This is a genomic window from Castellaniella sp., assembly GCF_047971665.1.
In the GTDB taxonomy this organism is placed as follows: domain Bacteria; phylum Pseudomonadota; class Gammaproteobacteria; order Burkholderiales; family Burkholderiaceae_B; genus Castellaniella.
In genome coordinates, this window is the sequence record NZ_JBKEAA010000012.1 from 80614 (window position 1) to 98720 (window position 18107).

Below are 18107 nucleotides of genomic sequence, written 5' to 3' on the forward strand. Positions count from 1 at the left end.
CGTGGCGCCTGGGCCGCCATCGTCCTGGACGGCACGGCGGGCGGGCCGCTTTTTCAATCCGGGTGGAACATCAATTTTGCTCAGTGAACGATCGTTTCAGTGGAAACCGGCGTACCGGCCCGTCGCGGCCTTTCGGTCCGCAGACGCAGCAACTGCGCGGCGACCGCCACGGCGATCACGGCGGGCTGCTTGCCCTCGATGCCGGGTTCGCCAATGGGGCAAACGATACGCGCGTAGCGTTCCGGCGCGATGCCGCGCGCGCGAAAGCGATGCTCGAACTTGCGCCGCTTGGTCTGCGAACCGATCAGGCCGAAATAGGCCACGTCGTCGCGCCGCAGCAATTGCTCGCACAGGCGCTGGTCGAGCGCATGGTCATGGGTCATGATCAGAAAACAGCTCTCGGGCGGAGCCTCGTCGATCACGGCTTCGGGTGTGTCGGTCGCCTCGATCGATACATTGGCTGGCACCGCATCCGGAAACAGATCATCGCGCGCATCCACCCAGGTCACCCGGCAGGGCAGCGTGCCCAGCACGTGCACCAGGGCCTGGCCGACATGGCCGGCGCCGAAAATCACCACATGCAACGGATCGGGGCGGATCGGTTCGCGCAGCGTCAGGCAGCCCAGGACCGGATCGGGATGTAGCAGCCGGTCGGCGTCCGGGCCGGTCGGCATCACGCCCTGATCGGCCGCGGCGGCCTCGTCAGGTTCATGCACGCGCACCCAGGGCGCCACGCCCATTCCGCCCAGGCCGACCTCGCGGGTGCACCCGACGGGCGACTGCCGTCCGATGCGCAGCGCCTGCAGCCAGTCGCGGTCGGAGTCCCGCAGGCGCTCGAACAGCAGGTGCACGATGCCGCCGCAGCACTGGCCCAATGACGGGCCCAGCGCCAGGGATTCGACCCAGCGATCGGGGCTGTCGTCGGCGCGCAGATGGGCGCGCGCGAATCCTGAGGCCTTCCATTCGAGATGCCCGCCTCCGATGGTGAACCACTGACAGTCCTCGGACACGAGCATCTTCGCCCCGGCCTCGCGCGGCGCCGAGCCCTGGACCCAGGCCACCGTGACCAGCACCGTCGGCTGCTGCCGATCCAGGCACCACAGGGCCTGATCGATCCAGGTGTTCATGACTTTGCGGCGCTCCGTTGCCAATGCACGAGGCCTAGGCCGCACCGCGGGCCCGCAGGTTCTCGATGGCCCTCAGGATGGCTTCCGGCGTGGCGGGCGCCGACAGGTCGGGCGAGGTCTGTCCATCGCCTGCTGCCGCGACCGCGTCGCAAAGGGCATTGAAGACGCTGATGCCATGCAGCAGCGGCGGCTCGCCCACGGCCTTGGAGCGGTGGATGGTCTCCTTCAGGTTCTGCGCCCTGAACAGGCGCACGCGAAAATCGCGCGGGCAATCGCTGATGCCTGGAATCTTGTAGGTGGACGGCGCGTGCGTCATCAGGCGGCCGTCTTCACGCCACCAGAGTTCCTCGGTGGTCAGCCAGCCCATGCCCTGGATGAAGCCGCCTTCGATCTGTCCCAGATCGATCGCGGGATTGATGGAGGCGCCGACGTCGTGCAGGATGTCGGCGCGCAGCAGTTTCCACTCGCCCGTCAGCGTGTCCACCACCACCTCGGAGACAGCCGCGCCAAAGGCGAAATAGTAGAACGGCCGGCCATGCATGGTGGCCTTGTCCCAGACGATGCCCGGCGTGGCGTAGAACCCATCGGACCACAGCTGCACGCGATCCCAGTAGGCCTCGTCGACCAGTTGATCGAACGGGATATTGTGGCCGTTGACATTGACCTGACGCCAGGCGAAGGCCACATCCCCGGGTTTGCCGCCGTATTTGCGCGCCGCAAAACCAGCCAGGCGCGCGCGCAATTGCAGCGCCGCGTCCTCGGCCGCCTTGCCGTTCAGGTCGGTGCCCGTGGAAGCCGCGGTCGCCGAGGTGTTGGCGACCTTGTGGGTATCGGTGGCCGTGACGCGCACGCAGTCCAGATCCAGCCCCAGGGTGTTGGCCACGACCTGGGCGACCTTGGTGTTCAGCCCCTGACCCATTTCCGTGCCGCCATGATTGACCAGCACAGAACCATCACGGTAGATGTGCACCAGCGCGCCCGCCTGATTGAAAGCCGGCACATTGAAGGAGATGCCGAACTTCACCGGCGTCAGCGCCAGGCCCTTTTTCAGGATGGGGCTGGACGCGTTGAATTCGCTCACCGCCCGGCGGCGCCCCCGGTAGTCCGAACTGGCGACCAGATCGGCCACCAGCGGTTCGATCAGGTTGCCCTCGACCACCTGTCCGTAAGGGGTGGTGTTGCGTGTTTCGATGCCATAGAAATTGGTCTGGCGCACATCCAGCGGATCGCGGCCCAGCGCGCGGGCGATACGGTCGATCACGACTTCGGTCAACAATGCGCCCTGCGGCCCGCCGAAACCGCGGAAGGCCGTGTTCGACTGCGTGTTCGTCTTGCCGCACATGGCGCGCACGTCCGCAGCCGGGATGTAGTAAGCGTTGTCGAAATGGCATACGGCGCGGCTGGCCACGGCCTCGGACAGGTCGGCGGAAAAGCCGGAATGCAGCGTCATGTCCAGGCGCATGCCCAGGATCCGGCCCCCATCGTCATAGCCGACGTCGTACGCGTAATGAAAGCCGTGGCGCTTGCCGGTGATCGTCATGTCGTCATCGCGATCCGCGCGCAGCTTCACAGGGCGTCGCAACCGGTGCGCCGCGACCGAGGCCAGGCAGGCGAACACCGCCGACTGGGATTCCTTGCCACCGAAACCGCCGCCCATGCGCCTGCACTCGACCTGGACCTGATGCGCGTGCCAGCCCAGCGCATGGCCGACCACGGCCTGCATCTCCGTCGGATGCTGCGTGGAGCACCAGACCAGCATGCCGTCCTTTTCGCGCGGAATCGCGTAGGCGATCTGGCCTTCCAGGTAGAACTGCTCCTGGCCGCCGCACTCGAAGGTGCCCGTCAGCCGGCGCGGCGCGCCATCCAGCGCGGCCTGGACGTCGCCCTCGACCAGGCGCAGATCCGGCAGGGTGCGTGAACCCGCTTGCCTGGCCTGAGCCGGCGTCAACAGGTGAGGCAGCGCCTCGTAATCGATCGCGCCCAGTCGCGCGGCGCGACGCGCGGCATCCACCGTGCGGGCCACCACCAGGAACAGCGGCTGGCCGACGTACTGGACCAACCCATCCGCCAGCAGCGGGTCGTCATGAATCACGGGGCCACAGTTGTTTTCACCGGGGATATCACGGGCCGTGAGCACGGCGATGACGCCTGGCGCCCCGCGCACGGCCTCCAGGTCCATGCTGCGCACGCGGGCATGCGCCTTGCTCGACAGGCCCAGCGCAGCGTAGACCGTCCCGCGCAATTCCGGGATGTCATCGGTATAGACAGCCTCGCCAGTGACATGCAGCGCGGCGGATTCGTGCGGACTGGACGCGCCCGCGGCGGGCTCACCCTCGACGGGGCGGGGAATGCGGTCGTTGGCGACGGCCAGCCGGTCCAGTTCGACCGGCGCATTGATGCGCATATTCATGACGATCTCCTCAAGCGATGTCGGCCAGAACTGCCGTGCTGACCTGATGGGTCGCCAGGGACTTCCCAGGAACGGTTTCCAGATAAAAGCGGTACAGCAGGTTGCGCGAGGCCAACAGGCGGTACTCGCTGCTGGCGCGCATGTCGGTCAGGGGCTTGAAATCCTGCGCGACGGCGTCCATCGCGGCGCGCACATGCGCCTCGTCCCAGGGTTGGCCCTGCAGGACGGTCTCCACGGCGCGTGCGCGACAGGGCGTGGCGGCGACGCCGCCGAAACCGGTGCGGATGGACTGCACCGCACCGGACGCGTCCAGCACCACGGCAAAGGCCGCGCACACCGCCGAGATGTCCTGATCGAACCGCTTGGACAGCTTGTAGAGGCGGAACCGACGACCGGGCACCCGCACGGGCACCCGCAGGCCTTGGACGAACTCGCCCGGCTCGGCGGCGTTTTTCTGATAGCCCAGGTAATAGTCCTCGAGCGACAACTCGCGCACCCGTTCTCCCTGGCGCAGCACGATGCGGGCTCCCAGCGCGATCAGCCCCGGCATGGAGTCGCCGATCGGTGAACCATTGGCCACATTCCCGCCCAGCGTGCCCGCGTTGCGGATCGGAAAGGACGCGAAGCGCTGACGCAGCTCGGTCAACTCGGGAATATGCTCGATCAGCGCATCGAAAGCGTCATTCAGTAGCGCTCCCGCGCCGATGATCAGCTCGTCGCCTTCGAGGTGGATGTCGCGCAATTCAGCCACCTGGCCGATATAGATCAGATGCGGCAGATCGCGGAACTGCTTGGTCACCCACAGACCGACGTCGGTACCGCCGGCCAGGATGCGGGCGTCCGGATGCGCCATGCGCAACCGGGCCAACTGCGCCAGCGTGCGGGGCGCATGGAACGTGTGGCCCTCATGCGTATAGGTGAACACGCCATCACGCTGCAGCGCGGCCAGGACGTTCGCCAGCGCCGCCCGGTCGAAGGACACCGCCGGGTAGTTGAACATCTCGCCCGCCGCACGCACGATGGGCTGGTAGCCCGTGCAGCGGCACAGGTTGCCCGACAGCGCATCGTCGATCTCGGAACGCGTGGGCTGCGGATCCTGCGGGCCATGCGCCAGGTACATGCCCCACATGGACATGACGAACCCCGGGGTGCAGAATCCGCACTGGGAGCCATGGCAATCGACCATGGCCTGCTGCACCGGATGCAGCGAACCGTCGTCCTGGCGCAGGTCTTCGACCGTGTACAGCGCCTTGCCATCGAGCGAGGGCAGGAGCTGGATACAGGCATTCACCGCCCGCATGGCCACGCCGCCCTGGCCATCAGGCTCGGCCACCATGACGGTACAGGCGCCACAGTCGCCTTCGGCGCAACCTTCCTTGGTGCCCATGCAGCCCAGGTCCTCGCGCAGGTACTGCAAGACGGTGCGGGTCGTGGGCTGACCGGAAACCTCGTGGGTCTGGCCACGATAGTGAAAGCGGATGACATCGGTCTCCATCACATCCCTCTTTTCATTGAACAGGTGATCTGTCCACAATATCACCGCGCGACAGTCTCATCCATTCATTCCGGATGATGGTGACTATCATCCCGCCCCCCCATGGACGGACGGAGTCCGTCCGTGAATAATAGTCCGATGCCACGAACCCGCGAACCGCTCGACACGCATCTGCTGCGCATCCTGCAGATCCTGCTCACCGAACAGAGCGTCTCGCGCGCAGCCATCAAGCTGGAACTGTCCCAGCCAGCCCTCAGTAATTCACTGCGCCGCCTGCGCGACATCACGGGCGATCCGATTCTGGTGCGCGGCAAGACCGGGATGGTTCCGACCAGCCGCGGTCTGGAACTGCTGGCGCATGCCAACGACGCCCTGAGCGCCATCGATCGCATCACGCAGCCCCCGGACGATTTCGAGCCGGCCAGAACCAAGCGGGAATTCCACCTGGGGGCGCCGGACTACCTGGATGCGATGTTCCTGCCGAACATCGCCGAGATCCTGCGCCGAGAGGCCCCATACGCCAAGCTCATCGTCCACCCGATCAACGCGGATTACGATTATGTCGGCAGCCTGGAAGACGGCGGCCTGGACGTCGTCATCGGCAACTGGCTCGAGCCGCCGCCACAGATGCACATGGCGCGGCTGTTCGACGACGAAGTCGTCTGTATGATCGGCAGTCAGAATCCGGTGGCACACCGCGAACTCACCCCCAAGCTGTATCTGGAACTGCCGCATCTGGCGCCCATCCCCTATGTGACGACACGCCAGAGCTTCATCGATGGCTACCTGGCCTCTCAGGGGCTGCAGCGCAATATCCAGATGACCATCCCCTATTTCGGCATGGTGGCCGGCATGCTGCTGCGCACCGACCTGATCTTCACCACCGGCCGGCAATTCGCCCAACACTACGCGCGTTACCTGCCCCTCACCATCCTGCCCGCGCCACTGCCCTTTCCCCCCATGCGCTTCTATCTGCTGTGGCATGAGCGTTGTCATGACGCCCAGGAGGTCATCTGGCTGCGTCAATGCATCACGAAGGTCGCCACCATGCTGGGGGCCAGTCTCGGCAACAGCCGCCAGAACCCGCCCACGCGGCATCCAGGCAAACCCTGACGCATCCCAGACAACATCATCCAGGCCTGATAGCCGTCATCAGCCCAGTCCTCACACAGCCGGAAATCACGTCCCTAGAATGACCTGACTCAAAAAACGCCCACCCGATCAGAAGGCGTCCACCATTCTGGAGACAATGCACATGAGTGATCAGGAGTACCTCTTATCCTCCGGGCCCGGCACCCCCCTATCCACGACCTCCTGGCTGGAACGCCGTTTTCAGCTCTCGGCCCGCGGCACCAACGTGCACCAGGAAACCCTGGCCGGACTGACGACCTTCCTGGCGATGGTCTATTCCGTGTTTGTCGTCCCCGCCATGCTGGGCAAGGCAGGCTTCGACACCTCATCGGTCTTCATCGCGGTCTGTCTGACCAGCGCCTTCGGCTCGCTGCTGATGGGCCTGTGGGCCAACCTGCCGATCGCCGTGGGCTGCGCCATCTCGCTGACGGCCTTCACGGCCTTCGACCTGGTCCTGGGGCAGGGCCTGTCGCCCGCCATCGCCCTGGGCGCGATCTTCCTGATGGGCGTGATCTTCACCGCCATTTCCGTCACCGGTGTGCGCACCTGGATCCTGCGCAACCTGTCGGTCGGCATCGCGCACGGCACCGGGATCGGCATTGGCCTGTTCCTGCTGCTGATCGCGGCCAATGAAGTCGGCCTGGTGGTCAAGAACCCCGGCCCCGGCCTGCCGGTATCCCTGGGCACCCTCAACGCCATGCCGGCCCTGCTGTCCATCGCCGGCCTGGCAGCGATCTTCGGCCTGGAGCGCCGGCGCGTGCCGGGCGGCATCCTGCTGGTCATCCTCGCGCTGTCTGTCGTCGGCCTGATCTGGGACCCGGCTGTGCGCTTCACCGGCCTGTTCGCCCTGCCCTCGTTCGGCGGCGAACACTCGCTGATCGGCGCCATGAACATCGGCGGCGCGCTCAACGCGCTGGTCATCCCCAGCGCCCTTGCCCTGGTCATGACCGCTGTATTCGACGCCACCGGCACCATCCGCGCCGTAGCGGGCCAGGCGGGGCAGCTGGACGAGAACGACCAGATCATCAACGGCGGCCGCGCCCTGACGGCGGACTCGGTGAGTTCCATCGTATCGGCCGGCCTGGGCGGCGCCCCCGCGGCGGCCTACATCGAATCGGCGGCTGGCACGGCGGCCGGAGGCAAGACCGGCCTGACCGCCACCATCGTCGGCCTGGGGTTCCTGGCCCTGATCTTCCTGTCGCCGCTGGCGGGCCTGGTGCCGTCCTACGCCACCGCGCCGGCGCTGATGTACGTGGGCCTGCTGATGCTGGGCGGTGTGCGCAAGCTGCACCTCGGCACGCTGGCCATCGCCATCGCGCTGGCCGCGTTCTATCTGGGCGGCTGGGCCATCTGATCCCTCTGTCGCAGGCGCGCGGGGCGTCTCAGCCGTCCTGCGCCAGCAGCCCCCGGCCGCAATCCCCCAGCAGGTGCCGCAGCCAGCGATGAGAGGGTGCATGATGATTGCGCGCATGCCACAACTGATAGAACCGCATCCGCGGGAACTCGACCGGAGAATCCAGAATCGCCAGCGGCAGCAGCCCGGTGTAATAGCGGGCGAAATGCCGCGTGGTGGTGAACACCAGATCGGTCCCCGGCAGCAGGTAGGGCGCCAGCATGAAAGATTGCGCCTCGACGCATTCCTTGCGCTGGATCCGCAGGGACGTCAGCACCATGTCGATCATGCCGCGCTGGGTGATGGAATACGGCGTCGGCACCACGTGCGGCACCCGCCGGAAATCCTCCAGCGTCATGCCGCGACGCGCCAGCGGATGATCCGCGGCCATCATGCAGACGATTTCGTCCTCGAGCAGCACCGACAGGTGCATGCGATCGGGCGGCTCGGGCCAGTTGCCGATCACCACATCCAGCTCGCCTTCGGCCAGGGAATGCTCGAAATCGAAATCGGGCCCCAGGGCATGCAACACCAGTCGCGCGTGCGACGCCTCGCGGCGGAAGCGCCGGACCACCGAGGCAGCGAAAGCCGGTGCCAGATAGTCCGGCGAGCCGATACGAAAGACCTGGCGGCTGCTGTCGGGTTCGAAATCCTCGCCGGTTTCCAGCATCGAATCGATCGAGGTCAGCGCCGTGCGGGCATGCTCCAGGATCGCCAGCGCCCGGTCGGTCGGCACCATGCCGCCTTTTTCACGCACCAGCAGTGGATCCTGCAGGATCTGACGCAGGTTCTTCAGGGCCACGCTGATGGCCGGCTGGGACTGGTTGAGCTTGAGCGCGGTGCGCGACACGCTGCGTTCGGCCATCAGGATGCTGAACACCTTCAGCAGGTAGGTATCCAGCGTTTCGCTACCGCGTCGTGTCGCCATCGGGGGAACCTCCATTCGGACGGGGGCGCGGACGATCCGCCCTCCGACGCCCCCGGGAAATGCGGCACAGCATATATCACTTATACCGCGTTGCGCTCTTCATTTGGCGCACGATACCTCGTAGACTTTCCATCATGATGCACTCATCCTCTTTTGTCATGACCTTGAACGAACTGTCCTCTCTGACCCAGGCCGAATTTTCCAGGGAACTCGGAGCGATTTTCGAGCATTCCCCCTGGATTCCGGAACGCGCCTGGGCCGCCCGGCCCTTTGCCGACGTGGAAGCCCTGCACCAGGCCATGATGCGCGTCGTCCGCGACGCGGCCCCGGCCGAGCAGCTTGCCCTGATCGCCGCCCACCCGGAACTCGCCGGCAAAGAGGCCTCGGCGGGCACGCTGACCAGCGATTCGACCAGCGAACAACGGGGCGCGGGCCTGGACCAGTGCAGCCCTGAGGAGCTGCATCGCCTGCGTCACCTGAACGCGGCCTACCGCGAGCAGTTCGGCTTTCCTTTCGTGATTGCCGTCAAGGGCCGCAGCCGCGACCAGATCATGGGCGCCATCGAAGAACGGCTGCGCAATGCCCGCGACGCCGAATTCATCACCTGCCTGGACCAGATCGGACAGATTGCGCGCTTTCGTCTCGAGGCCCGCTTTCCCGCCTGACGAACCCGGGGCGGCCCCGCCCCGCGCCATCCGGCACGACCCATCGCCCGCTTCCGGCACGCCGCCGGGATACCCACGGAGCCTCTCATGACCGCCACCACGCTGACGTCCCTGACCATCGAACCCCTGACACGGGAAGCCTTCGCGCCCTTTGGCGACGTGATCCAGGCGGACGATGCGGCCAGACATTTCACCATCAACGAGGGCAACACCGAGCGCTATCACGACCTGGCGCGGATCGATCCCGGCGCGGATGGCCGCGCCATTGTCTCGATCTTTCGCGGTCAGCCGCGCGCGCTGCCATTCACCGTCACCATGATGGAACGCCACCCGAAGGCCAGCCAGGCCTTCATCCCGCTGTCGGGGCGCCCCTACCTCGTCATTGTCGCCGACCCGGCCTCCACACCCACGGTCGCCGATCTACGCGTATTCCTGTGCCGTGGCGACCAGGGTGTGAACTACGCGCGCGGCGTCTGGCATCATCCGCTGCTGGGGCTGGAGGCGGTTTCGGATTTCCTGATCGTCGACCGGGCCGGACCGGGCGAGAACTGTGACATCGTCCAGATGGAGACGCCCAGTCTCATCCCCGCGCTGCGCTGAGCCGATGCCGCGCCAGGGGCTGCGCCGCAGGCATCCCTGACGCGATTCCGGCCGGGCCGGCTCCTGGGCAGGGATCAGGCGCCCAGGTATTTTTGCTGCGTCTCCGGGTCGGCCCGCAGCGCCTCCGAGCCCCCCTCCCAGACGACCTGGCCCTTTTCCACGATGGTGTGATGGTCGGCCAGTTGCAGCAACGGCGCCAGATTCTTGTCGATCACCAGGATTGCCATGCCCTCGCGGCGCAACAACGCCAGCGCGGCCCAGATTTCCTGGCGCACCAGGGGCGACAGGCCTTCGGTGGCCTCATCCAGAATCAACAGCGCCGGATTGGTCATCAGGGCGCGGCCGATGGCCAGCATCTGCTGCTCCCCGCCGGAAAGCTGATTGCCGAAATTGCCCACGCGCTCCTTCAGGCGCGGAAAGAGCGCGTAGATGCGCGGCAGCGTCCAGGGCACGCGTTTTTTATGACGATCCGCCGCTGTGGCGATCAGGTTTTCCTCGACCGACAGATTGGGAAAAATCTGCCGGCCTTCCGGCACCAGGCCGATACCATGCTGCGCCACACGGTGGCTGGGCAGATTCTGGATTTCCGCGCCATTGAACCACACCTGTCCCTGCCAGACCGGGTGCATGCCCATGATGCTCCTGATGGTCGTGGTCTTGCCCATGCCGTTGCGGCCCAGCAGGGTCACGCACTGTCCGGCGTCGATCCGCAGGCGCATTCCGTACAGCACCTGGCTGCGTCCGTACCCGGACGCCAGGTTCTCGACTTGCAGCAGGGCGCTCATCGCGCGCCTCCGTGACCGTCTGGCAGCCTCATGCAGGCACCTCCTCATCCCCCAGATAGGCCTCGCGGACTTCCGGGCTGCTGCGCACGGTCTCCACATCGCCACAGCAGATGACCTTGCCATAGAACAGCACACTGATGCGGTCGGCCAGCGAAAACACCGCATCCATGTCATGTTCGATCAGCAAGATGCCATACCGGCTCTTGAGCCGCCGCAGCAGCGCCACCATCATGTCCGAACCGGTATCGCCATGCCCCATGCCGGCCATGGGTTCATCGAGCAACAGCACCTTGGGCTCGACCGCCAGTGCCATGGCGATTTCCAGCTGGCGCTGCTGCCCGTAGGACAGCGACATGGCCAGCGTACTCCGCCAGTCAGACAGCCCCATCAGTCCGATGAGCGCGTCGGCCCGGTCCGTCAACGCCGGGGACTCCACCGCCGGTGTCCAGAAATGAAAGCCGTGACCCCGGCACCCCTGAACCGCCAGGATCACGTTTTCGAGCACGGTGAACTGCTGGATCACAGAAGTGATCTGATAAGAACGCCCGATCCCGGCACGGACCCGCTGTGCCATGCCGAGTCCATCGATGGATCGACCGTCCAGGCTGATCGTCCCCGCATCGCTGGGAATCTCGCCCATGATCTGGCTGATCAGCGTGGTCTTGCCGGCACCGTTCGGGCCGATGACGGCATGGATTTCTCCCGGCCGGATGTCCAGGTCCACATGGTCCGTGACCAGCAGGCCGCCGTACCGCTTGACCAGACCGCGGATCGAAAGCAGAGACTGCATCTCAGCGCCCCTCCCCGGACGAGACGATCATGCCCCAGAGCCCATTGCGCAGGAACAGCACGATGAGCACGATCACGGGCCCCATGATGATCATCCAATGATCGGTCAGGCCCTTCAGCCCCTCTTCCAGCAGCAGAAAACCGGCGGCGCCCACCACCGGTCCCACCAGGGTGCCGGCGCCCCCCAGCAGCACCATGATGATCAGCTCACCCGATGCGGTCCAGGCCATATAGGCCGGCGAGGCGAACGCGGTCAGGTTCGCCAGAAAAAACCCCGCCAGCGCGCACAACTCGGCCGACAGCACGTAGGCCAGCAACCGGTACCCCAACGGCGAGGTGCCCACGGCCCGCACACGCCGGGCATCCATGCTGGAGGCGCGCAGGATCAGGCCGAAACGCGAGCGGATGACGCGGCGCAACAGCAGCAGGCTGATTCCCAGGCAGGCCAGTAAGGCCAGATACAGGCCCGCCTGACTGCCGGTCAGGGCGCCGAACCGACTGAGCTGACGGATCGGTAAACCTTCGTCGCCACCGTACTGTTTCAGGCCCACCGCCAGAAAATAGAACATCTGCGCCAGCGCCAGCGTAATCATGATGAAGGCGATGCCCTGCGTGCGCAGGGCGATCAGCCCCACGGGAGCCGCGATCACGGCCGTGACGACCACCACCAGGAACAGATGCAGGACGCCGCTGTCGGCGCCATAGCGCGCGGCAATGGCGACACAATAGGCGCCGATGCCGATGTACATGGCATGACCGAAGCTGACCAGCCCGCCGTAGCCCAGCGCCAGATTCAACCCTACGGCGGCCAGGGCGAACACCAGGATGCGGCTGAACTGCAGCAGGATGTACGTGTCGTCCATGATCCGGGCATACACCGGCACCAGCAGCAACAGCCCGAAAATCAGAACGGTCAGCGCCACCGGCCAGACGTGCCTGGCAAGGACGGGGGACTGGGGCGTGTCCAGACGGGGAGATTCTGTTTTCATCCGGCGCTCACCGTTTTTTCACAGGAAACAGCCCCTCGGGCTTGACGGCCAGCACGATCACCATCAACACATAGACCGCCAGGGATGAAACCGCGGCGCCCAACGTGCTGGCCAGCCCCTGTTCCAGCGCCCGGCTCAACAGCGCCGGCGCGACGGTGCGCCCCAGGGTATCGACCAGCCCCACGACCAGCGCCCCCAGGAAGGCGCCCCGGATCGATCCGATTCCGCCGATCACGATGACCACCAGCGTCATGATCAGGATGGAATCTCCCATGCCCGGCTGCACGGACAGGATCGGCCCCACCATGGCGCCGCCCAGACCGGCCAGGCCCGCCCCCAGGGCGAAGATGAAGGTATTGAGCCAGCCGATGTTCACCCCCAGCGCAGCGACCATGGCGCGATTGCTGGCGCCGGCACGGATCAGCATGCCGACGCGGGTGCGCTCGATCAGAAGATACAAGCCCAGCGCCACCAGCAGGCCCACCAGAATGATGAGCAGGCGATACAAGGGATAGGGCGTCCCGAGCACCACGACCGTACGGCTCAGCGCATCCGGCAGGCTCATGAAGATCGGCGCCGAGCCCCAGATCATGCGCACGGCCTCGTTACAGAACAGCATCAGCCCGAAAGTCGCCAGCACCTGATCCAGGTGCGCTCTTGGATACAGTCGCGAAAATCCGCTGCGGTCCAGCACCACACCCAGCACCATGACGCCACCCAGGCCGGCCAGAACGGCCAGCGTAAAAGAGTTGGTATGGCTGAAGGCGGCAGCCGCGAAATAAGCCCCCATCATATAGAGCGCGCCATGCGCCAGATTGATGAAGCTCATGATGCCGAAAACCAGAGTCAGGCCGGCAGCCAGCAAAAACAACAGAATTCCATACTGCAGGCCATTGAGCGCCTGCATGAATATCAGCTGCGGACTCATGTCCGTCCTCCGTGGCAGGCGGCATGCGCCGCCTGCCGGTCAGGGCTCGAGAGGCGAACCGATCAATACTTGCAATCCTTGTAATAGGCGTCGGAATGGTTCGTCAGCGGCTTGCCGATGGTCCTCAGGGAAACACGCCCCTGGGCGTCCTTGGCCACCTCGAAGGCATAGAAATCCTCGATGGGGAAACCGTTGACGTTGAACTTGTAGGCGCCGCGCAGGGATGCATAATCCGCCGCGCGCAAAGCATCCCGGAGCGCCTTCTTGTCGGCGACCTTGCCCCCGGTCTTCTTCAGGGCGCTGTCGATCAACAGCGCCGAGTCATAGGACTGGGCCGCATACTGCGAGGGAATGCGCTTGTATTTCTTTTCGAACGCGGCGACGAACGCCTGACTGACGGGATTCTTGAAATCCGGCCCCCAGAACGTGCCGGCATAGGCGCCCAGCGCGGCATCGCCCAAGGCGGGCAAGGTGCTGCCGTCCACGGTCGAAACCGTCAGCAGCGGAATCTTGCCCATCAGACCGAACTGCCGGTATTGCTTGACGAAATTCACGCCCATGCCACCCGGCAGGAAAACCCAGACAGCCGAGGGATTGGCGGCCTGCAGCGCCAGTAATTCCGCCGAATAATCCTGCTGCCCCAGCTGGGTGTAGACCTCGCCCGAGATCCGTCCCGTATAAAAGCGCTTGAAGCCCTTGACCTGATCACGGCCCGACTGATAGTTGGGGGTGATCATGTAGATGTCCTTGTACTTCTGATCGGTCGCGTACTGCCCCATGACCTCGGCCTGGCCGTCGTTCTGCCAGGACGCAAAAAAGAAACCCGCATTGCACTGTTTGCCAGCCAGCGGCGCCGGCCCCGCATTGGACCCCACAAAGGTCATGTCGGCATCGGCCATGGGCTTGGCGATCGCCATCATGACGTTCGAAAACGTCACCCCCGCCACCAGATCGACCTTGTCCTTCTCGATGAACTTCTGCACGGCCTGGACGCCCACATCGGGCTTGAGCTGATCATCTTCCTTCAGAAGGACGATGTCCTGACCGCCCAGCTTGCCGCCGTTCTGCTCCAGGGCCAGATTGAAACCATCGACCATATCCTGACCCAGGGCCGCGCCGGCGCCGGACAGCGTCGCCAGGAAACCGATTTTCACTTCGGCCTGAGCCGATCCGGCGGCCAGCCCCAACGACAGGGCCAGCGCAGTCGTCAGCATGGTTGTGCGGTATGCCATGGTTGTCTCCTGAAAAATCAATGGTTTAGTTTTAAAGCGTTATCGATGTTACACGAAAGCCAATGATGTGCAACCCATTCCCTGCATGTGCAGCATGACGTGATCACCGGCCTGAACCGAGACTGCCTCGGTGAGGCCGCCACTCAGGATCAGCGTGCCCGCCGGGATGGTCTCGCCACGCAAGCCCAGGTGATTGGCGAGCATGGCCACCGCGTTGGCCGGATGGCCCAGCACGGCGGCCCCCGCGCCCAGCGCCACGACCTGGCCGTTCTTTTCCATCACCACCCCCGTGGTGCGCAGGTCCAGCGCGCGGGGATCCCGCGGAATCCCGCCAACCACGAACCGCGACGAAGAACAGTTGTCCGCCACCACGCTTTTCAGATCGAACTTGAAATCGCGATAACGGCTGTCGATGATCTCGATCCCGGGCAGCACGAAATCGGTCGCCGCCAGAACCTCGGAAATCGTGCATCCCGGCCCGGCCAGCGGCGCTTTGGTGACAAAGACGATTTCCGGCTCCGCCTTGGGATGGATCAGCTCCGCATGGCGGCACTGGCCGGCGTCGGGCACCGCGAACGAATCGGCCAGAAAACCGAAGATCGGCGTCTCGATCCCCATCTGGCGCATCTTGGCAAACGAGGTCAGGCCCGCCTTCAGGCCGACGATCCGCGCACCGCGCGCCATCTTGCGGCGACGGATGCCCTCCTGCACGGCATAGGCGTCGGCCCAATCCATGTCCGGGTGATCCAGCGTGATCTTGAGAGTGTCGTGCGCCTGCTGTTCGCAATCCTCCAGATGCGCGGCCAGCGCCTCGATGGTCGCCGTATCCAGACTCATGGAACCTCCCCGGCGCGCCCCGCCACACCTTTTTTGCGCGCCAGATTCAACGCGGTGTCCTCGATCATGTCCTCCTGGCCACCGACCATGCCGCGCCGACCCATCTCCACCAGGATTTCCCGGGCCGGCACGCCGTAGCGCTGCTCTGCCCGGCGGGCAAACAGCAGGAACGAACCGTAGACGCCGGCATAGCCCAGCGTCAGCGCATCGCGGCTCAGGCGTACCGGCTCTTTCATCATCGGATAGACGATGTCCTCGGCCACGTCCTGCACCTTGAACAGGTCCACGCCGGTCTCGATCCCCATCAGGTTGCAGACCGCCACCAGCGCCTCCATGGGCGTATTGCCCGAGCCCGCCCCCATGCCTGAGCAGGCCGCATCGATGCGATTTGCGCCCGCATCGATCGCCGCCATGCTGTTGGCGACCCCCATGGCCAGGTTGTGATGGCCATGAAAGCCGATTTCGGTCTCCGGCTTCAGGGCCTGGCGCAACGCGCCGATCTTTTCAGCGACCTGATGCGGCAGCATGTGGCCGGCCGAATCGGTCATGTAGACACAGTTGGCGCCATAGCCTTGCATCAGCCGGGCCTGCGCGACCAGCCCTTCGGACGTGTTCATGTGACTCATCATCAGGAAGCCCACCGTATCCATGTCGAGGCCGCGGGCCACTTCGATATGCTGCTGAGAGACGTCGGCCTCCGTGCAATGCGTGGCGACACGGATGGTCCGCACGCCCAGCCCGTACGCCATGCGCAGATGCTCGACCGTGCCGATGCCCGGCAGCAGCAGCGCCGACACCCTGGCCTGCTTCAGCAGCGGAATCACCGTGTTCAGGTATTCCTCGTCGCTGTGCAGCGAGAATCCGTAATTGACCGACGCCCCGCCCAATCCATCCCCGTGGGTGACCTCGATCATCGGCACACCGGCCGCATCCAGTCCCTGCGCGACATCCCTCATCTGCTGCAACGTGATCTGGTGACGCATGGCGTGCATGCCGTCGCGCAGCGTCATGTCGTGCAGGGTGACGGTTTTCTTTTGGGTGCTCATGAGGATTCCTTCTGGGCCTGCGCGCTTGCATCGGGGAGATCGTGCCGGGTCAGTTCGCCTTTCTGGATGCGTTCGGCGAACATCTCGGCCGTGCGCGTCGCCGATGCGGTCATGATGTCCAGGTTGCCTGAATACGTGGGCAGATAATCGCCCAGGCCCTCGACTTCCAGATAAATGGACACGCGGCGGCCGTCAAAAACCGGCCCGTTGACCAGGCGATAGCCCGGCACGTACCGCTGGACTTCGGCCACCATGTCCCGCACGGAGGCCGTGATGGCCGCCTCGTCGGGATCCGACTCGGTCAGGCAGTGCACGGTATCGCGCATGATCAGGGGCGGTTCGGCAGGATTCAGAATGATGATGGCCTTGCCCCTGCGCGCACCGCCCACCCGTTCGACCGCGCCCGCCGTCGTGACGGTGAATTCGTCGATGTTGCGCCGGGTGCCCGGCCCGGCCGATTTCGACGAGACGGTCGCCACGATTTCGGCGTATTCCACCGGCTGCACGCGCGAGACGGCCGCGACCATCGGAATGGTGGCCTGGCCGCCGCAGGTCACCATGTTGACGTTGGTCTCGCGCTGCGCCAGATGCGCCTGCAGGTTGACCGGCGGCACACAGTACGGGCCGATCGCCGCCGGCGTCAGATCGATCATCAGCGCGCCACGCGCCGTCACCCTGTCGCTGTTTTCCTTATGGACATAGGCCGAGGTGGCATCGAACACGATCTGGATACGGTCCGCGGCCATGTGCGGCAACAGTCCCTCGACCCCTTCGGCCGTGGTCTTCAGTCCGAGTTCGCGCGCCCGCGACAGCCCCTCGGAATCGGGATCGATGCCCACCATCCAGACCGGCTCCAACAACGGGCTGCGCTTGAGCTTGTACAGCAGATCGGTGCCGATGTTGCCTGACCCGATCAAGGCGCATCTGATCTTTTCCATGATGATTTCCCTTTGCCCGCTACGCGACGAAACGCACGCCGCAGGTACCGATGCCGCCGATCGACATGTGCAGGCTGTCGCCGGCAGTCACGGACGTCATGGCCGCCAGCGCCCCGGACAAAATGATTTCCCCGGCCGCCAGGCTGCCCCCCAATGCGCCCAGTGCATTGGCCAGCCAGGCCACGGCATTGGCCGGATGGCCCAGCGCCGCCGCGCCCGCGCCTGTATTGAGCAGCTCTCCGTTTTTCTCGAACACCATGCCGCAGGTCCGCAGATCGAGCCCGCGCGGATCGACCAGCCGGTCGCCAAGAACGAACACGCCGCAGGAGGCGTTGTCGGCCACGGTGTCCTGGATCTTGATCTTCCAGTCACGGATACGGGAATCCACGATTTCGAAACAGACGGTCACGGCCTCGGTCGCGGCCAGCACCTCGCTGACGGTCACCCCTGGCCCGTGCAGGTCCTTTTTCAGGACGAAGGCGATCTCGCCCTCGGCCTTGGGCTGGACCAACCGAGACATGGAGACGGCCTCGCCCGGGGCAACCACCATGTCGCTGAGCAAATAGCCAAAGTCCGGCTGGTAAACACCCAGCATGTCCATCACGGCCTGGCTGGTGACGCCGATCTTCTTGCCCACCACACGGGCGCCGGCGTCCAGGCGATGGCCCACCATGCGCTGCTGGATGCGGTAGGCATCCTCGACGCCAATCTCCAGGTGGCGGCTCGTCAAGGGCTCGATGGCCCGGCAGTCGGTCCAGGCGGCATGCAGTTCATTGCCCAGTTGTTCGATCAGCGCGGATTCCATGTCGGCGCA

General features: G+C 65.2%; 17 protein-coding genes. 4 read left to right on the plus strand and 13 right to left on the minus strand.

What is annotated here, in order from left to right:
• Nucleotides 1–80: 80 nt before the first annotated feature.
• Genes xdhC through xdhA form a run of 3 tightly spaced genes read right to left on the minus strand, consistent with a single transcriptional unit; the run spans nt 81 to nt 5032 of the window.
• Complete coding sequence (xdhC, locus tag ACK5JE_RS03555; protein WP_416800344.1) at nt 81–1127, minus strand: xanthine dehydrogenase accessory protein XdhC; 1047 nt, start codon at nt 1125–1127, stop codon at nt 81–83.
• Between the two features lie 34 nt (nt 1128–1161).
• On the minus strand, nt 1162–3525 hold the full coding sequence (gene xdhB / locus ACK5JE_RS03560; protein ID WP_416800435.1) for a xanthine dehydrogenase molybdopterin binding subunit: 2364 nt from the start codon (nt 3523–3525) through the stop codon (nt 1162–1164).
• A 22-nt stretch (nt 3526–3547) separates the two neighbouring features.
• Nucleotides 3548–5032 carry a xanthine dehydrogenase small subunit gene (gene xdhA, locus ACK5JE_RS03565; protein ID WP_416800436.1) on the minus strand — a complete coding sequence of 495 codons (1485 nt, stop codon included), beginning with the start codon at nt 5030–5032 and terminating at the stop codon, nt 3548–3550.
• A 138-nt stretch (nt 5033–5170) separates the two neighbouring features.
• Here xdhA and ACK5JE_RS03570 point away from each other — a divergent pair, with 138 nt between their 5' ends.
• Both ACK5JE_RS03570 and ACK5JE_RS03575 read left to right on the plus strand, forming a co-directional pair.
• Complete coding sequence (locus ACK5JE_RS03570) at nt 5171–6145, plus strand: LysR family transcriptional regulator (RefSeq protein ID WP_416800345.1); 975 nt, start codon at nt 5171–5173, stop codon at nt 6143–6145.
• A gap of 142 nt (nt 6146–6287) precedes the next feature.
• Nucleotides 6288–7517 carry an NCS2 family permease gene (locus ACK5JE_RS03575; RefSeq protein ID WP_416800346.1) on the plus strand — a complete coding sequence of 410 codons (1230 nt, stop codon included), beginning with the start codon at nt 6288–6290 and terminating at the stop codon, nt 7515–7517.
• A gap of 28 nt (nt 7518–7545) precedes the next feature.
• Here the strand turns inward: ACK5JE_RS03575 and ACK5JE_RS03580 are convergent, their stop codons facing one another.
• Nucleotides 7546–8484: a LysR family transcriptional regulator gene (locus ACK5JE_RS03580; RefSeq protein ID WP_416800347.1), complete on the minus strand. Its 939-nt coding sequence runs from the start codon at nt 8482–8484 to the stop codon at nt 7546–7548.
• A 158-nt stretch (nt 8485–8642) separates the two neighbouring features.
• Here ACK5JE_RS03580 and uraD point away from each other — a divergent pair, with 158 nt between their 5' ends.
• Complete coding sequence (gene uraD / locus ACK5JE_RS03585; RefSeq protein ID WP_416800348.1) at nt 8643–9149, plus strand: 2-oxo-4-hydroxy-4-carboxy-5-ureidoimidazoline decarboxylase; 507 nt, start codon at nt 8643–8645, stop codon at nt 9147–9149.
• Between the two features lie 87 nt (nt 9150–9236).
• Complete coding sequence (locus ACK5JE_RS03590; RefSeq protein ID WP_416800349.1) at nt 9237–9749, plus strand: ureidoglycolate lyase; 513 nt, start codon at nt 9237–9239, stop codon at nt 9747–9749.
• A gap of 74 nt (nt 9750–9823) precedes the next feature.
• Here the strand turns inward: ACK5JE_RS03590 and ACK5JE_RS03595 are convergent, their stop codons facing one another.
• The 9 genes from ACK5JE_RS03595 to dmpE all read right to left on the minus strand — a co-directional run bounded on the left by ACK5JE_RS03595 (nt 9824) and on the right by dmpE (nt 18098).
• Entirely contained in the window at nt 9824–10534 is a 711-nt protein-coding gene (locus ACK5JE_RS03595) for an ABC transporter ATP-binding protein (RefSeq protein ID WP_416800350.1), read from the minus strand.
• Nucleotides 10535–10562: 28 nt separating this feature from the next.
• Entirely contained in the window at nt 10563–11324 is a 762-nt protein-coding gene (locus tag ACK5JE_RS03600; RefSeq protein ID WP_416800351.1) for an ABC transporter ATP-binding protein, read from the minus strand.
• 1 nt (nt 11325) lies between these two features.
• Complete coding sequence (locus ACK5JE_RS03605) at nt 11326–12312, minus strand: branched-chain amino acid ABC transporter permease (protein WP_416800352.1); 987 nt, start codon at nt 12310–12312, stop codon at nt 11326–11328.
• Nucleotides 12313–12319: 7 nt separating this feature from the next.
• Nucleotides 12320–13240: a branched-chain amino acid ABC transporter permease gene (locus ACK5JE_RS03610; RefSeq protein WP_416800353.1), complete on the minus strand. Its 921-nt coding sequence runs from the start codon at nt 13238–13240 to the stop codon at nt 12320–12322.
• Between the two features lie 62 nt (nt 13241–13302).
• Complete coding sequence (locus tag ACK5JE_RS03615) at nt 13303–14472, minus strand: ABC transporter substrate-binding protein (protein WP_416800354.1); 1170 nt, start codon at nt 14470–14472, stop codon at nt 13303–13305.
• A 48-nt stretch (nt 14473–14520) separates the two neighbouring features.
• Nucleotides 14521–15309, minus strand: a complete 789-nt coding sequence (gene dmpH / locus ACK5JE_RS03620; RefSeq protein WP_416800355.1) for a 2-oxo-3-hexenedioate decarboxylase — start codon at nt 15307–15309, stop codon at nt 14521–14523.
• The gene (dmpG, locus tag ACK5JE_RS03625) at nt 15306–16355 is read right to left on the minus strand and encodes a 4-hydroxy-2-oxovalerate aldolase (RefSeq protein ID WP_416800356.1); all 1050 of its coding nucleotides are present in this window, start codon (nt 16353–16355) and stop codon (nt 15306–15308) included. Before dmpG ends, dmpH begins: the two co-directional genes overlap by 4 nt.
• Nucleotides 16352–17293, minus strand: coding sequence for an acetaldehyde dehydrogenase (acetylating) (locus ACK5JE_RS03630; RefSeq protein WP_416800357.1), 942 nt, complete (start codon nt 17291–17293; stop codon nt 16352–16354). Before ACK5JE_RS03630 ends, dmpG begins: the two co-directional genes overlap by 4 nt.
• A gap of 19 nt (nt 17294–17312) precedes the next feature.
• Complete coding sequence (gene dmpE, locus ACK5JE_RS03635; protein ID WP_416800358.1) at nt 17313–18098, minus strand: 2-oxopent-4-enoate hydratase; 786 nt, start codon at nt 18096–18098, stop codon at nt 17313–17315.
• Nucleotides 18099–18107 lie beyond the last annotated feature (9 nt).

Coding starts and splice junctions, on each gene's coding strand:
- xdhA (WP_416800436.1), bottom strand. CDS start 5,032: ATGGAGACCGATGTCATCCGCTTTCACTATCGTGGCCAGACCCACGAG.
- ACK5JE_RS03595 (WP_416800350.1), bottom strand. CDS start 10,534: ATGAGCGCCCTGCTGCAAGTCGAGAACCTGGCGTCCGGGTACGGACGC.
- uraD (WP_416800348.1), top strand. CDS start 8,643: ATGACCTTGAACGAACTGTCCTCTCTGACCCAGGCCGAATTTTCCAGG.
- ACK5JE_RS03605 (WP_416800352.1), bottom strand. CDS start 12,312: ATGAAAACAGAATCTCCCCGTCTGGACACGCCCCAGTCCCCCGTCCTT.
- ACK5JE_RS03615 (WP_416800354.1), bottom strand. CDS start 14,472: ATGGCATACCGCACAACCATGCTGACGACTGCGCTGGCCCTGTCGTTG.
- dmpG (WP_416800356.1), bottom strand. CDS start 16,355: ATGAGCACCCAAAAGAAAACCGTCACCCTGCACGACATGACGCTGCGC.
- ACK5JE_RS03600 (WP_416800351.1), bottom strand. CDS start 11,324: ATGCAGTCTCTGCTTTCGATCCGCGGTCTGGTCAAGCGGTACGGCGGC.
- dmpH (WP_416800355.1), bottom strand. CDS start 15,309: ATGAGTCTGGATACGGCGACCATCGAGGCGCTGGCCGCGCATCTGGAG.
- ACK5JE_RS03590 (WP_416800349.1), top strand. CDS start 9,237: ATGACCGCCACCACGCTGACGTCCCTGACCATCGAACCCCTGACACGG.
- dmpE (WP_416800358.1), bottom strand. CDS start 18,098: ATGGAATCCGCGCTGATCGAACAACTGGGCAATGAACTGCATGCCGCC.
- ACK5JE_RS03580 (WP_416800347.1), bottom strand. CDS start 8,484: ATGGCGACACGACGCGGTAGCGAAACGCTGGATACCTACCTGCTGAAG.
- xdhC (WP_416800344.1), bottom strand. CDS start 1,127: ATGAACACCTGGATCGATCAGGCCCTGTGGTGCCTGGATCGGCAGCAG.
- ACK5JE_RS03570 (WP_416800345.1), top strand. CDS start 5,171: ATGCCACGAACCCGCGAACCGCTCGACACGCATCTGCTGCGCATCCTG.
- ACK5JE_RS03575 (WP_416800346.1), top strand. CDS start 6,288: ATGAGTGATCAGGAGTACCTCTTATCCTCCGGGCCCGGCACCCCCCTA.
- ACK5JE_RS03610 (WP_416800353.1), bottom strand. CDS start 13,240: ATGAGTCCGCAGCTGATATTCATGCAGGCGCTCAATGGCCTGCAGTAT.
- ACK5JE_RS03630 (WP_416800357.1), bottom strand. CDS start 17,293: ATGGAAAAGATCAGATGCGCCTTGATCGGGTCAGGCAACATCGGCACC.